The sequence below is a fragment of the Paenarthrobacter sp. MSM-2-10-13 genome, assembly GCF_011605365.1.
Classification (GTDB): domain Bacteria; phylum Actinomycetota; class Actinomycetes; order Actinomycetales; family Micrococcaceae; genus Arthrobacter.
On sequence record NZ_JAAOXO010000011.1, the window covers coordinates 13,835 to 28,698 of the forward strand.

12 protein-coding genes, 2 tRNA genes and 1 pseudogene are annotated in these 14,864 nt (G+C 60.3%); 12 read left to right on the top strand and 3 right to left on the bottom strand.

Annotated elements, in window-relative coordinates:
* Positions 1-9: 9 nt before the first annotated feature.
* The 10 genes and pseudogenes from gnd to HAV21_RS17840 form a co-directional block, all read left to right on the top strand.
* A pseudogene (gene gnd, locus HAV21_RS17800) lies at positions 10-921 on the top strand (phosphogluconate dehydrogenase (NAD(+)-dependent, decarboxylating)); the annotation flags it as partial.
* 23 nt (positions 922-944) lie between these two features.
* Entirely contained in the window at positions 945-2,138 is a 1,194-nt protein-coding gene (gene recF, locus HAV21_RS17805) for a DNA replication/repair protein RecF (protein WP_166842622.1), read from the top strand.
* Positions 2,125-2,679, top strand: a complete 555-nt coding sequence (locus HAV21_RS17810; protein WP_062072222.1) for a DciA family protein — start codon at positions 2,125-2,127, stop codon at positions 2,677-2,679. Before recF ends, HAV21_RS17810 begins: the two co-directional genes overlap by 14 nt.
* Before the next feature lie 337 nt (positions 2,680-3,016).
* Positions 3,017-5,095 carry a DNA topoisomerase (ATP-hydrolyzing) subunit B gene (gene gyrB / locus HAV21_RS17815; RefSeq protein WP_142937294.1) on the top strand — a complete coding sequence of 693 codons (2,079 nt, stop codon included), beginning with the start codon at positions 3,017-3,019 and terminating at the stop codon, positions 5,093-5,095.
* 63 nt (positions 5,096-5,158) lie between these two features.
* On the top strand, positions 5,159-7,828 hold the full coding sequence (gene gyrA / locus HAV21_RS17820) for a DNA gyrase subunit A (RefSeq protein ID WP_142937293.1): 2,670 nt from the start codon (positions 5,159-5,161) through the stop codon (positions 7,826-7,828).
* Positions 7,825-8,526, top strand: coding sequence for a DUF3566 domain-containing protein (locus tag HAV21_RS17825; protein WP_142937292.1), 702 nt, complete (start codon positions 7,825-7,827; stop codon positions 8,524-8,526). Before gyrA ends, HAV21_RS17825 begins: the two co-directional genes overlap by 4 nt.
* Positions 8,527-8,639: 113 nt before the next feature.
* A tRNA-Ile gene (locus HAV21_RS17830) sits at positions 8,640-8,713 on the top strand.
* Positions 8,714-8,761: 48 nt separating this feature from the next.
* Positions 8,762-8,881 carry a DLW-39 family protein gene (locus tag HAV21_RS22365; RefSeq protein ID WP_209320078.1) on the top strand — a complete coding sequence of 40 codons (120 nt, stop codon included), beginning with the start codon at positions 8,762-8,764 and terminating at the stop codon, positions 8,879-8,881.
* Between the two features lie 70 nt (positions 8,882-8,951).
* Positions 8,952-9,027: transfer RNA gene (locus HAV21_RS17835), tRNA-Ala, on the top strand.
* Between the two features lie 146 nt (positions 9,028-9,173).
* Positions 9,174-10,082 (top strand): DMT family transporter, encoded by a 909-nt coding sequence (locus HAV21_RS17840; RefSeq protein WP_166842623.1) that lies wholly within the window; start codon positions 9,174-9,176, stop codon positions 10,080-10,082.
* 18 nt (positions 10,083-10,100) lie between these two features.
* Here HAV21_RS17840 and HAV21_RS17845 read toward each other — a convergent pair whose 3' ends face one another.
* Complete coding sequence (locus HAV21_RS17845; protein ID WP_142937290.1) at positions 10,101-10,976, bottom strand: glycosyltransferase family 2 protein; 876 nt, start codon at positions 10,974-10,976, stop codon at positions 10,101-10,103.
* 143 nt (positions 10,977-11,119) lie between these two features.
* Positions 11,120-12,055 carry a hypothetical protein gene (locus HAV21_RS17850; protein WP_142937289.1) on the bottom strand — a complete coding sequence of 312 codons (936 nt, stop codon included), beginning with the start codon at positions 12,053-12,055 and terminating at the stop codon, positions 11,120-11,122.
* 154 nt (positions 12,056-12,209) lie between these two features.
* Between HAV21_RS17850 and HAV21_RS17855 the strand changes: the two genes are divergently transcribed.
* Together HAV21_RS17855 and HAV21_RS17860 are read left to right on the top strand one after the other, a co-directional pair.
* Entirely contained in the window at positions 12,210-12,752 is a 543-nt protein-coding gene (locus tag HAV21_RS17855) for a peptidylprolyl isomerase (RefSeq protein WP_011772794.1), read from the top strand.
* Between the two features lie 21 nt (positions 12,753-12,773).
* A complete protein-coding gene (locus HAV21_RS17860) occupies positions 12,774-13,628 on the top strand; it encodes a rhomboid family intramembrane serine protease (RefSeq protein WP_166842624.1) in 855 nt (284 codons plus the stop codon).
* Here the strand turns inward: HAV21_RS17860 and HAV21_RS17865 are convergent.
* On the bottom strand, positions 13,625-14,251 hold the full coding sequence (locus tag HAV21_RS17865) for a GyrI-like domain-containing protein (RefSeq protein WP_166842625.1): 627 nt from the start codon (positions 14,249-14,251) through the stop codon (positions 13,625-13,627). The genes HAV21_RS17860 and HAV21_RS17865 overlap by 4 nt on opposite strands.
* Positions 14,252-14,864: the final 613 nt, after the last annotated feature.

The window sequence follows — 14,864 nt, forward strand, 5'->3', positions numbered from 1 at the left end:
ACGTAGCAGCCACCTTCGCAGAAAAGAGTTCACACCGTGCACATCGGATTGATCGGCCTCGGCAAAATGGGTTTCAACATGCGGGAACGCATGCGGAACGGTGGCATTGAGGTCACCGGTTTTGACCGCAATCCCGAGGTCACGGATGTCGCGTCGGTGGATGAACTCATCGCTGCACTGCCCACTCCGAGGTTGGTCTGGGTGATGGTTCCCTCCGGTGCCATCACTGATGCGGTGGTAACAGAGCTTGGCGAGAAGCTCAGCCCGGGTGACATGGTGATCGATGGCGGCAACTCGCGTTTCACGGAAGACCAAAAGCACGCTGCTGCACTGGCCGAGAAGAGCATCCGCTTCGCGGACTGTGGTGTGTCCGGCGGTGTCTGGGGCCTACAAAACGGTTACGGCCTGATGGCAGGCGGTGCCGACGAAGACATCGAACTCGCCATGCCCGTTTTCGACGCTCTCCGCCCCGAGGGTGAACGGGCCGACAGTTTCGTCCACGTGGGCGGAGTTGGTGCTGGCCACTACGCCAAAATGGTTCACAACGGCATCGAGTACGGCCTCATGCAGGCATATGCCGAGGGCTACGAATTGCTGGCGGCAAAAGACATCGTGAAGGACCTTCCGGGGACTTTCCGTGCATGGCAAAAGGGCACGGTTGTCCGTTCCTGGCTCTTGGACCTCATGGTCAAAGCGCTGGACGAAGATCCAGGGCTGGCATCGATTGATGACTACGTTGAGGACTCCGGCGAAGGACGTTGGACCGTGGAAGAGGCAATCGCCAATGCAGTGCCCGCGCCTGCGATCACGGCTGCCCTCTTTGCCCGCTTTGCCTCCCGCGAAGACAATTCCCCGGCCATGAAAATGGTGTCCGCCCTGCGCCACCAGTTCGGCGGACACGCCACCCGTCCGGCCAACTAGGCCGCAGGACTCCTGCAGACGGCGTGTACCTCGAACATCTTTCGCTGACGGATTTCCGAAGCTATGCACAGGTCGACCTGAAGCTCGGCCCTGGTGTTACTGTCTTGGTGGGTTCCAACGGAATCGGCAAGACCAACCTCATGGAAGCAATCGGATACCTGGCCACGCTGAGCTCCCACCGGGTCAGCACGGACGCTCCGCTGCTTCGATTCGGTACGGAGCGCGCTTTGATCCGGGCCAGGCTGGTCCGTGGAGAACAGTCAACGGTCATAGAGCTCGAGATCAATTCCGGCCGGGCAAACCGGGGACGCATCAACCGCAGCAACCCGGTCCGGGCCAGGGACATACTGGGAATTTGCCAAACGGTGTTGTTCGCACCCGAGGATTTGGCGCTGGTCAAGGGCGATCCTTCGAACCGCCGACGCTTCCTGGACGAATTGCTGGTGAGCCTCGTTCCGCGGCATGCTGCCACCCGCAGCGACTACGACCGCGTTCTGAAGCAACGCAACGCATTGCTCAAATCCGCCCGGGCAGGTAAGTTCACCGCCGGACATGAGGCAACCCTGGATGTCTGGGACCAGCACATGGCACGCGCCGGCGCGGAATTGCTTCATGCCCGCCTCGAGCTTGTGGAGCGGTTGCGTCCTCACCTGAACAGCGCTTATGCACAGCTCACTGACGGTTCCAAGGACGCCGGCGCTGTCTACCGCTCAACCATCCAGGGCGTACTTGACGACGACGGCGGTCCAGCCGACCACGGAACGGAACCTTCGCCGTCGGTGGACGACCTCCGGCTGCTGTCCGTTGACGAGCTCACGGAGCGCTATGTCCAGGCCTTCGCGGCATCGAGGAAAAAGGAGCTCGAACGGGGCATCTCCTTGGTAGGGCCGCACCGGGATGAACTGGAACTTGTTCTGGGGCAGGCACCCGCGAAGGGTTATGCGTCCCATGGTGAAACGTGGTCCATGTGCCTCTCGCTGCGGTTGGCTTCCTACTATGTGATGTTGGACGATGCTCGGACCGGGGGCACCGCTCCGATCCTCATCCTGGATGATGTTTTCGCTGAACTGGACGTCCAGCGCCGGCGTAAACTGGCTGCAATAGTCGCCGGCGCCGAGCAAGTGCTGGTGACCGCCGCCGTCGATGCCGATATCCCCGAGGAACTGGCCGGACGGCGCGTAACCGTTGTTCCGGGAGGCATCGATGGCGAAGGATAGCCGCGAGGGACTTCAACCTGGCCGTGAACCGGATGAGATTGATGCTGCACAGGCGGCGCTGAACCGTATGCGCGAGGCTGCGGCTGCCCGCGGAGAAGTGCGGCAGCGCGCGCCGAGGCCCGGGTCAGCTCCCAAACGTAAGGGGCTCCGGGATACCAGGGGTTTTGCCCAATTCCACGGCAGCGGCCGTGATCCCTTGGGTTTGGGAAAAGTGGTGGGACGCTTGGTGGCCGAACGTGGTTGGACATCGCCCGTGGCCGTTGGTTCCGTCATGGCGGAGTGGGAGACGCTAGTGGGACCGGATATCTCCGCCCACTGCACGCCGGAGAGCTTTACTGACACCACACTCCATGTTCGTTGCGATTCCACCGCGTGGGCGACGCAGCTGCGGTTGCTGAGCACCAGCCTTCTGGAGATGTTCCGCAACGAACTGGGCGAAGGGGTTGTGACCAGCATCCAGGTGTTGGGACCTTCGGCTCCAAGTTGGCGAAAAGGCGGACGCAGCGTTAACGGTCGAGGCCCGCGGGACACGTACGGCTAAACGGCGTGCAGGGCGTTTCAACGCCCCCGAGTCGTATAGGCCCCCGTCGGGACCACCGCAGGGCCATTGAAGATAGGGCCAGTGGTCTCCCATGGCCATATTCAGCTGTCGGCTGCCCCCGTATTTGCAAGGATTTGCGCCTTTCCACGATAGAATTGGCGTAGATCACTGAGCGCCGGTGAAACGTCGTCGGGTCCTGAATCCACTCCTGTGGCATCGGGGACCCCCGTCGTCGGACTAGACGGCGCAATCAGTCACGTGCCCGTTGGCGGCCGCGGTTAGCCGTGGGCAACTCCGGGAACGGCCGACATCGAGTACAGAGGAGTCGAAAGCGCCTGTGGCTAACGACAATGCAGAGACCTTGGCAGTAGAGCCCGAAGAGGAGACTGTTCCCAAGCCTGACACGCCCGTGGAGGAGCGCAGGGAGTACGGTGCCAGCGACATCACCGTGCTGGAGGGCCTCGAAGCCGTGCGTAAACGCCCCGGCATGTACATCGGCTCAACCGGTCCCCGCGGCCTGCACCACTTGGTTTATGAGGTGGTGGACAACTCTGTTGATGAGGCGTTGGCTGGTTACTGCAGCCACATTGAAGTCACGCTCCGCGCTGACGGTGGAGTGCGCGTGGTGGACGATGGCCGCGGTATTCCCGTGGATATCCACCCGACAGAGGGCAAGCCGACTGTTGAAGTAGTCATGACCATCCTGCACGCCGGCGGTAAGTTCGGCGGCGGCGGCTACGCAGTGTCCGGTGGCCTTCACGGTGTTGGTATCTCCGTAGTCAACGCCCTGTCGCGCCGGGTTGATACGGAAGTCCGCCGCCAGGGTCACGTTTGGCGCATGACCTTCGCCGACGGCGGCAAGCCTCAGGGCGAACTCGTCAAGGGCGAGGCTACCGATGTCACGGGGACGTCCCAGACGTTCTACCCGGACGGCACCATCTTCGAATCCACCGAGTTCGATTTCGAGACACTGCGTGCACGCTTCCAGCAAATGGCCTTCTTGAACAAGGGCCTGCGCATCACGCTGACGGATGAGCGTCCGGTTAACCGCGGCGGCGACGATGATCTCGATCTGGATGCCGTGGCAACCGAAGGCGAGGTAGCCGCCGAGCACCGCACCGTTGTGTACCAGTACCCGGACGGTCTGCTGGACTACGTCAAGCACCTGAACTCGAACAAGAAGGTGGAGATTGTCCACGAGGACGTCATCGCTTTCGAAACTGAAGACACCGAGCGGCACATCGCCGTCGAGGTCGCCATGCAGTGGACCACCGCTTACTCGGAAAGCGTCCACACGTATGCAAACACCATCAACACTCACGAGGGCGGAACGCACGAAGAAGGCTTCCGTGCCGCGATGACCTCGCTCATCAACCGCTATGCGCGCGAGAAGAGCATCATCAAGGAGAAGGAAGACAACCTTACCGGTGATGACATCCGTGAAGGTCTGACCGCCGTCATTTCGGTGAAGCTTTCCGAACCGCAGTTCGAAGGCCAGACGAAGACCAAACTGGGCAACTCCGAGGTTAAGGGCTTCGTCCAGCGTGTTGTCACGGATCAGTTGGGTGACTGGCTGGAACGTAACCCCGGCCCGGCCCGCGACGTGATCCGCAAAGCCATTTCGGCTGCCCAAGCACGTATGGCCGCTCGTAAAGCCCGCGACAATGCCCGGCGGAAGAGCCCGCTGGAGTCGTTTGGCATGCCCGGTAAGTTGTCCGACTGCTCGTCCAAGGATCCTTCGCGCTGCGAGGTCTACCTCGTGGAGGGTGACTCCGCCGGCGGCTCGGCCAAACGTGGCCGCAACCCGGAGACCCAGGCCATCCTTCCACTGCGTGGCAAGATCCTGAACGTGGAGCGCGCTCGTTTGGACAAGGCTTTGGGTAATGCCGAAGTCCAGTCAATGATCACCGCCTTCGGCACTGGCATCGGCGAGGACTTCGACATCAGCAAGCTTCGCTATCACAAGATCGTTCTGATGGCCGACGCTGATGTCGATGGCCAGCACATCACCACCTTGTTGATGACACTGTTGTTCCGTTACATGCGTCCGCTCATCGAGAACGGCTACGTGTACTTGGCCCAACCGCCGCTGTACAGGATCAAGTGGTCAAACGCCGCCCACGACTACGTGTACAGCGACCGCGAACGCGACGAAACCATCCGTAAGGGTGCGTCCATGAACAAGCGCCTGCCCAAGGACAACGGCATCCAGCGCTACAAGGGCCTGGGCGAGATGGACTACACCGAGTTGTGGGACACCACCATGGACCCGGATCGTCGCACCCTGTTGCAGGTCACCATGGATGACGCCCTGGCCGCAGATCAGACCTTCTCCGTCCTGATGGGCGAGGACGTCGAATCGCGTCGTAACTTCATTCAGCAGAACGCCAAGGACGTCAGGTTCCTCGATATCTAGGGGCCCACAGGGGCAACTGAATATTCCAGAACTGACATATACCTGAAACGGAAACCTTAGATTATGAGTGACGAAACTCCCGAAGTCCCGGAATCGAACGACGTCGAGGATGTTGTTCTCGAGGGTGATGTGCTGACTGACCGCGTGGAGCAGGTTGACCTGCAGACCGAGATGCAGCGGTCCTACTTGGACTACGCCATGGCCGTCATCGTCGGCCGTGCCCTCCCGGACGTCCGCGACGGCCTCAAGCCGGTCCACCGCCGTGTTCTGTACGCAATGTTCGACGGCGGGTACCGCCCTGACCGCTCCTTCAACAAGTGCGCACGCGTTGTTGGCGACGTCATGGGTACCTACCACCCGCACGGCGACATGGCGATCTACGACGCCTTGGTCCGCCTGATCCAGGACTGGACCATGCGTTACCCGCTGGCGCTGGGCCAGGGTAACTTCGGTTCGCCCGGTAACGACGGCGCTGCTGCACCGCGTTACACCGAAACCAAGATGGCTCAGCTGGCCATGGAAATGGTCCGCGACATCGACGAGGAAACCGTCGACTTCCAGGACAACTACGACGGCAAGAACCAGGAACCCACTATCCTGCCGGCGCGTTTCCCCAACCTGCTGGTCAACGGCTCCTCGGGTATCGCCGTCGGTATGGCCACCAACATTCCACCGCACAACCTGCGCGAAGTTGCCGACGGTGTGCAGTGGGCGCTTGAGAACCCGACGGCCACGCGGGAAGAACTTCTCGAGGCTCTGCTGCTGCGAATCAAGGGACCTGACTTCCCCACGGGCGCTACCATCCTCGGCCACAAGGGCATCGAAGACGCCTACCGCACCGGCCGTGGCTCCATCACCATGCGCGCAGTGGTCAATGTTGAGGAACTCCAGGGCCGTACCTGCCTGGTGGTGACCGAGCTGCCCTACCAGGCCAACCCGGACAACCTGGCCATCAAGATTGCCGAGCTGGTCAAGGACGGCAAGATTTCGGGTATCGCGGACCTCCGCGATGAAACCTCCGGCCGTACCGGTCAGCGCCTGGTGATCGTGCTCAAGCGCGATGCCGTTGCCAAGGTGGTCTTGAACAACCTGTACAAGCACACGCAGCTGCAGGACAACTTCTCGGCGAACATGCTGGCAATTGTCGACGGCGTTCCGCGCACCTTGAGCCTGGATGCTTTTATCCGGCACTGGGTGGCTCACCAGATGGACGTCATTGCACGCAGGACCCGGTACCGCCTGCGCAAGGCCGAGGAAGAAGCGCACATTCTGCGTGCACTCCTCAAGGCTTTGGACATGCTGGACGAGGTTATTGCCCTTATTCGCGCCTCCAACACCACCGAAGCTGCCCGCGAAGGGCTCATGGAGTTGCTGGAGATCGACGAACTCCAGGCCCGCGCCATTTTGGACATGCAGCTGCGCCGTTTGGCTGCCTTGGAACGCCAGAAGATCCAGGACCGCCACGCGGAACTCGAAGCGATGATCCTGGAGTACAACTCGATCCTGGCTTCGGAAGAGCGCCAGCGTCAGATCATCAGCGAAGAACTCGCCGAGATCGTTGCCAAGCATGGAGACGATCGCCGGACGCATATCCTGATGGGCTTCGATGGCGATATGTCCATGGAAGACCTGATCCCTGAAGAGGAAATGGTTGTCACCATCACTCGCGGCGGATACGTCAAGCGCACTCGTAGTGATAACTACCGTTCGCAGCAGCGCGGCGGCAAGGGCATCAAGGGTGCACAGTTGCGCGGCGACGACGTGGTGGAGCACTTCTTTGTGACCACCACCCACCACTGGTTGCTGTTCTTCACCAACCTTGGACGCGTGTACCGGGCAAAGGCTTACGAATTGGCTGAAGCCGGACGCGACGCCAAGGGCCAGCACGTAGCCAACCTGCTTGCTTTCCAGCCGGATGAGCACATTGCCCAGGTCCTTGACCTGCGGGACTACCAGCAGGCCCCTTACCTGGTGCTTGCCACCAAGAATGGTTTGGTCAAGAAGACCCGGTTGGAGGATTACGACACCAACCGCACAGCCGGTGTCATTGCCATTAACCTGCGCGACGAGGACGAACTGGTATCCGCCCAGTTGGTCAGTGAAACCGATGACCTGCTCCTGGTGTCCCGCAAGGGCCAGTCCATCCGCTTTACGGCCACCGATGATGCTCTGCGTCCCATGGGTCGTGCCACCTCCGGTGTGACGGGTATGAAGTTCCGTGAAGACGACGAACTCCTGGCCGCAGACGTGGTCCAGGATGGTTCGTTCGTGTTCATCGTCACCGAGGGCGGATACGCCAAGCGGACTGCCGTTGATGAGTACCGACTCCAAGGCCGTGGTGGCCTGGGCATCAAGGTAGCCAAACTTGCCGAAGACCGTGGTGACCTTGTTGGCGCCTTGATCGTGCAGGAAGAGGACGAGGTTCTGGTGGTCATGGAGGGTGGCAAAGTGGTCCGCTCGGCAGTGACCGGCGTCCCCGCCAAGGGCCGCGACACCATGGGCGTCATCTTTGCGAAGCCGGATAAGAATGACCGCATCATCGAGGTTGCGCGCAACAGCGAACGCGGCTTGGAAAGCGAAGAGTCCGAGGACGGACTCGACGATGACGTAACGTTGGCTGCAAACGACGGCGCCTCTGAGGCGACCGTGACGGCCGATACGGAAAACGACGCAGACCCGGAAATCGAAACGGGCGCGGAGCTGAACGAAGACAACACCGGAGGTAACGAGTGAGTAATTCCGACTCATATCCCAAGCCGAGCACAGGTGTCCCCGGCGGACTCCGGCAGCCCTCAGGCAACACGCAGTCGGGAACGCCTGCACGTCCCCAGCAGCGCCCTGGAACCGGGTCCGCGGGATCCGGTGCCGGAGCCCGGCCCGCGAGCGGAGCTAATTCCGCTCCGCGTCCTTCCGGCGCTCCCGGACAACGCCCGGCACAGGCCGGTCAGCGTCCCGCTGGCGCCCCCGGACAGCGGCCTGCACAGCCCGGCCAGCGCCCGGCCGGCACCCCTGCCCAGCGTCCCTCGCAGGGTGGGCCCGGCTTGGTGAAGCCGGCTCCCAAGGCCAAGGTTCGCCGCGCGCGGCTCCTTGTCAGCAAGGTTGATCCGTGGTCGGTCCTAAAGATGGCATTCCTGTTGTCTGTTGCTTTGGGCATCGTCACCGTGGTTGCAGCAATCGTCTTGTGGACTGTGTTGGATCTCACGGGCATCTTTGACCAGGTGGACAGCCTCCTTGGCACCCTGGCAGGCTCCGAGGGCAGCGGGTTCGAACTCAAGAAGATTGCCTCACTCGGCCAAGTGGCATCTTTTGCCACCATCATTGCTGTAGTGAACGTGGTTCTGTTGACTGCGCTGTCCATGCTTTCGGCCGTGCTGTATAACATTTCCGCAACGTTGGTTGGTGGCGTCGGCGTCACCCTGACTGACGACTAGCAAAAACTCCCGGAAATCAGCCGAAATAGGCGGAATTACACCGGGGAAATGCCTCGATTTGAGATCGGGCCGGGATGTGCTGTACAGTCATATCTCGGCCCGATGAGGCATCGGGGCGTATAGCTCAGGCGGTTAGAGCGCTTCGCTGATAACGAAGAGGTCCCAGGTTCAAGTCCTGGTACGCCCACGGAACCACAAAGAGGTTCAGGTAAAACTGAACCGGAATGAGGTGCTTGTGAAGAAGTTGCTGGTAGTTGTAGCAGCTGCTGTCGCAGGCGTCCTGGTCTATAAAAAGGCTCAGGAATCCGAAGCCCGGAAGGATGTCTGGAGCAAGTCAACCGATACGGTGGACTAGCCGAAGAGCCCGGTGCGGATTGGTAAATTCCAGTCCTGACATGGGGTATGATTGACGGGTTGCTTCTTATGGGGGCATGGCGCAATTGGTAGCGCACCTGCTTTGCAAGCAGGGGGTTCGGGGTTCGAGTCCCCGTGCCTCCACCATAAGGAAAGTCCCGGTCAGAAATGACCGGGACTTTTGCATTTAAGCCCTTCCTCCCAAGTCGTCGGGATTCTATGTATTCGAAATTTGCGGCGGGCTAAAGCTGCGTGGGAGGAAGGGCCACCTTCAATCACACTAGGGTGGATCCGTGACCCTTCTCATTGCTGCGCTCGGCGTCCTGGGTGTTGCCTCCTCCGGCCCGCTCATTGCCGGCACGCTTGGTGCCACTTCGGTGACCGCACTGGCCATCGCATTCTGGCGTAACGCAATAGGTGCCGTGGTGATGGCGGGCCCCGTCATCATTCGGGAACCGAAAGCGTTCGGGAGGATCACGCGGCGTGAGTTTGGTTGGTCTGCCGTGGCTGCCGTGGCGCTGGCCTTCCATTTCGCTTGTTTCATCACGGCACTGCAGCTGACATCGGTGGCTGCGGCTACTGCCCTGGTATGCCTGCAATCGGGGTGGATCGCCGTGTTCCAGGTGTTCCGGGGCACCCGGCACCGTTGGCCGGTCCTGGCGGGGCTGGGCATTGCTTTTGGCGGCGTGGTGGCGATTACTGGATTCGATATGGGCTCGTCCCCGGAAGCGCTCCTCGGTGACCTCCTGGCACTTGCGGGCGGCGCCCTGGCCGGCCTGTACACGTTGGCCGGTGGCAAGGCGAGGCAGTCCATGGGGACTGGAACGTACACCACACTTTGCTACGGCATGTGTGCGGCGATTGTGGCCATACTGGCTTTGTTCACTGCCCAGCCACTCTCAGGGTTCGACGCCGGCGGTTGGCTTGGCATTATCGCCATCACCGTGTGTGCGCAGCTGGTGGGGCACACGGCCTTTAACCATCTACTGGCTACGATGAGCCCGCTACTGGTGTCCATGATCATCCTGCTGGAGATTCCAGGTGCTGCCCTTTTGGCGGCCATCTTCCTGAATGAAACGTTGCCTGCCGGTACTTATGCGGGGTTGGCGCTGATCCTTGTAGGGCTGGCCGTGGTTGTAGCCGGTCAGCGGCGTGGCAGGCCGGAAGCAGACCGACGCGAAGCCGAACTGGGCGCCGACTAAGGTGCCGCCGTCGGGCGTTTAGACTCCGCCGCGGCGGGTGCCTTGCCCCGAGTTGGCCGTGTGGATGGCACGCAGCAGCTTCGCCGGAAAGTACACCGAGAAGAACACCACCATAGGTGCCTTCAAAGCCATCTTCTTGACGTTGTGAGCCTTGTAGGTCCGATCGAAGCGCTGGACGTAGTAGCGGTAGTCCCTGGGCGAGTCCTCAAGTCGGCGGGCAGACATCCCGGACACCATTTGGGGTAGGTACTGCACTTTGAGGTCGTGCTCGAATAGGTGAAGCGAAAGATCAATGTCCTCGTGCATCTCATCGTTGGGGTCCAAACACGCTTCATCACGGATGGTTTCCCATGCCGAGCGTCGAAGGGCCATGTTTGATCCGAAGAGGAAATGGTACTGGTGCTTGGCCAGTCGGAGCATGAGCTGGCGCATCTTGTCATCCGCTTTGAGCCCGAACCGGCGCATTGGCATGTCGTAGTAGACCACTGGACCTGTGGCAGCGGCTACCGAAGGATCCGTGAAGGCCTTTTGGACCTGTTCCACCCAGTCCGGTTCAAGGACTGAGTCAGCGTCGATGCGGCCGACGACGTCCCCTGAGGCGTTGTTCAGCCCGTGGTTACGGGTGGGGATGAGACCTTGCGCGGCCTCCTGCCGCATGAGCAGGATGGGGCTTTCAGGGTATTCCTGTTGCATCTGGCGCACTATTCTGGCCGTGCGGTCTGTGGACAGGTTATCCACCACAATGATCTCTTGCGCGGGAACCGACTGGTAGATGGCCGCGATGAGGCACTGGCGAATGACGCTTTCCTCGTTATACGCCGGGATAACGATGGATACGCCGGGAGGTTCCGGAGCATCCTTAAGGGAACCCGCTAGGGGTCTATCGGCTGACATCACCATAAATCTAACACCCGTGCCCGGGCAGGTGATGGAGGCATTGATGACAAGGCGGCAAACACTGAAGGGATCCCGGCAATCGCCGGGATCCCTTCAGTGTTTGACGTTCTCTGCCCCACTTCGAGGCGGTGAGTCAGTGTTTAGTTCTGTGCACCCTTGGCATCTGACTCCTTGCCATCGGTGTCCTTGTGCAGGCTGGCCGCGATGTTCTTGACGGCGGTCTTTGCGTCCGTCGCCACTTTCTCCGTGGAGTCCTCGACGTTCTTGAAGGCATCCTTGGTTGCCTGCTCTGCCTCAGCTGCGGCTTCCTCCGGTGTGATGTCCGCAGCCTTGGGCTCAGCAACTGCCGGAGCCGCTGCAGGAACAGGAGCAGGCGTCGGTGTGACCGGAGCAGGCGTCTTCCAAGGATCTTCAACCGGCTTGGAAGCCTTCCAGGCAGCAACACCGGCAGCAGCGGCGGCGGCAATGACCGTGACGATCAGCCATCCGCGCTTCTTGGGCTTGGGCTGTTCCTTCACCAATGCAGAGGAGACCGCCTTGCTGGCTTGGTCCGTCACAGCCTTGATCTGCTTGCCGGTGGCCTGGGCTTGCTCCTGAACGCTGTGGACAACGCCGGAATCAACCAGCTTCTGTGCCACAGCATCAACCTGCGCGGGGGCATTCTCTAGGACGTGGTGGACCGCTACCGAAGCCTGTCCCAACTGCTCGGACAGCTTGGGGAGGTATTCGTCCACCACCTTGTCCCGTGCATGGCCGAGCGCCGGGGTAGCCCTGTTGAGCGTCTCCTGGATCCTGGGTGTGGCGTCTTCCACCACGTCATGGATCTTCGGCGCGAGGTGCGCCAGCCCATCCTGAATCCGCGGTGTGACAACTGCAACGCCGTCAGCGAGGTTGTGCGCAGCGGACTTCAGACCCTCTTGAATCTTGGGCGAAGCGCTATCAATGCCGTGCTGGATACGCGGAACAGCCCAATTCACGGCTGCTTCCACACGCGGTGCAGCCCAGTCGCGGGCGTTATCCACACCGGCCGTGACTGATTGTTCGAGTTCGCGGGCAATACGGTCTGATTTCTTCACAACTACCTCCCGATACACATGCTCGTTTGTTGCTAGCCTACGTCGCTTGTGGAACACCGGCTATTCATCTGTCCGAGAACGTCCAGGATTTCACCCAGCGCGGAACCGGCTTTACGGCCGGACGGGCGTTGACCCTGCATGGAAGAATGGGGCCATGACCATCGCAACCGCAAAAGCAACGATCCACACGAGCCTCGGCGACATCAAGGTTGACCTCTTCGGCAACCACGCCCCCAAGACGGTCGCCAACTTTGTTGGCCTGGCCACGGGCGAAAAGTCCTGGAACCACCCGGAAACCGGCGAAGACAAGACCGGTACCCCCCTTTACAACGGCACTATTTTCCACCGGATCATCAAAGACTTCATGATCCAGGCCGGCGATCCCCTGGGTCGCGGCGTGGGTGGCCCCGGCTACCAGTTTGACGACGAAATCCACCCGGAACTGACCTTCAACGCTCCGTACAAGCTGGCTATGGCCAACGCCGGCATCCAGATGGGCAAGGGCACCAACGGGTCACAGTTCTTCATCACCACCGTGAACACCGACTGGCTGTTCGGCAAGCACAGCATCTTCGGCGAGGTCACGGATGAGGAATCCCGCAAGGTTGTGGATGCGATAGAGTCCGTCCGCACCGGCATGGGCGACCGCCCGGTTGAGGATGTTGTCATCAACAGCATCGACATCGAACAGCTCTAGTCACACACTGAACCAGAGCCCATGAGTTACGGAATTCCGTCGGCCGAGCCGTCCGCTGATATTCCGGTGTGCCCCAGGCACCCGGACAGGCCCTCCTATGTGCGGTGCCAGCGCTGCGGGCGCCCTGCATGCCCCGAGTGCCAGCGGGCGGCCGCCGTCGGGTTCCAATGCGTTGACTGCGTCAACGAACAAAAACGTACGACGCCGACATACCGCTCCCCGTATGGCGGAGCCTTGGCTGTAGGCCGGCCTTTGGTGACGTACGTGATCATCGGCTTGTGCGCACTGGTTTATGTCCTTCAGTGGATTGTGCCCGGTGACGCGGTCTTCGAGAATTTTGCGTTCGCCAACATTTTTGCTGTCAGTGAGCCATGGCGCATGGTCACGGCAGCGTTTTTGCACTCGCAGGGTTTCCTGCTCCATATCGTCCTGAACATGTATACGCTGTGGATCTTCGGACAGGCCCTTGAGCCTTTGCTCGGGCGGATCCGATTCCTGGCTGTGTATCTTATTTCCGCAATTGGCGGTTCCGTGGGCTTCCTTGCCCTGACTCCCACATTCCCGCCGGTGGGAGTAGTGGGTGCTTCCGGTGCCATTTTCGGCCTCTTCGGCGCCATGCTTGTTGTGCAGCGCCATAGGGGTGGAGAAACCAAGCAGCTGTGGATTTTGATCGCCATCAATGGCGCCATTGGCTTCTTCGTGCCCAGCATTGCGTGGCAGGCCCACCTGGGTGGGTTGATCACCGGTGGCCTTGCTGCTGCAGCGATCGCCTATGCTCCCAAGGGCAAAAACCAAGCACTTCTCCAGGCTGGAGGACTCGTTTTGGTAGCGGGCCTGCTGGCCGTGGTCACCTGGTTCCGCGTCACTGCAGGTTAGCTGGCCTCTCCGGCCTTCATGACGGGCTGGCGCAGGATGGTCTTGAGCCTCTCCGGTGCGGTGCGCCGAGGATCGCTGAGATAAATTTCGTGGTGCTTGCCGGTCATCACCAACTGCTGTTCCGGAATGAATTTGTTGTGCATCTCCTCCAGCACTGGTCCTTCATCGTCATACGGACCTACGTGTAGTGTCTGCACGCTCAAACCCTCGTTGAACGGTTCCAGACGGAGAGCCTCCACAACGGGTCCTTCCCCCTTCTTGGCGACCGTCTCCCGCGCCATGTTCAGGTGTTCCCTGGTTATCCAGTCGGGGACCATATTCATCAGCGACCAGTCCCAGCGTGACTTGTCCTTGGTGATGGTGAATGAATCCATGTCATCGGACCACCAGAGCCCCTCCAGCGGCATCACTGTGTAATCCTGGCCAAGCTCGCGCTTGCTGAGGAACTTCAAAGCGTAGGTGACTGGATACAGCGTTGTCAGCGCATCCTTATAGGACTGGGCTGTGTTGGGGTCCCCATGACCGTCGATCATCAGGTACTGCATAACGGGCACCGTGATGACCGAGAAGTGCCCGTGGCTGGCCCTGTAACTGGGTATCAGCTTCTTATGATCGCTCTTCATGCCACCACCGTACTCCGAGACCTTATCCACAGGTGTTATCCACAGTGTGTGTAACTTACACGCATGTAGTTATCCGCTTTGGCCGTCCGAGGACTCGTCAAAAGGCAAGATATCCCCCGAAAGGCATGGGTTTCTCCACACCTGTGGATAACTTTGTCCCCCGCGGCAACGGAAATGTGGACAAAAGGGCGACTTCACCAGCATCTGTGGACAAGCCTGTTAATGACGCCGTGGAGAGCCGAGTATCAACAGGCTTATCAACAATGTTAATAACTTACATAGCTGTAGTTCAGAGGGAACAAGGGTCTCCTGTTCGCCTGCAAACCAGGGATCCAGGAGTCGAAACCCACAACTTTTTCCCCAGCTGTGGATATCTTGTGGGCAGGGGGCTGTTGTTAAGTGGGTAACTTTCCCGCCGCTCATCATGACGGAGGCATAGCGCGCAGGTGGTGGATGTCAGTCAAGAAGCACTCCAAAGAGCGCATTTGGCGAAGCCGACAATCCTAAAGTGCTGAATTCCTAGTGAAGCTTGGTGGACTATCCACAGCGCAATACACAGTGGGCATAAGTGGAGTTGGATGCCCTGTGCCCTCGGATCGCCGGACTGGCACCA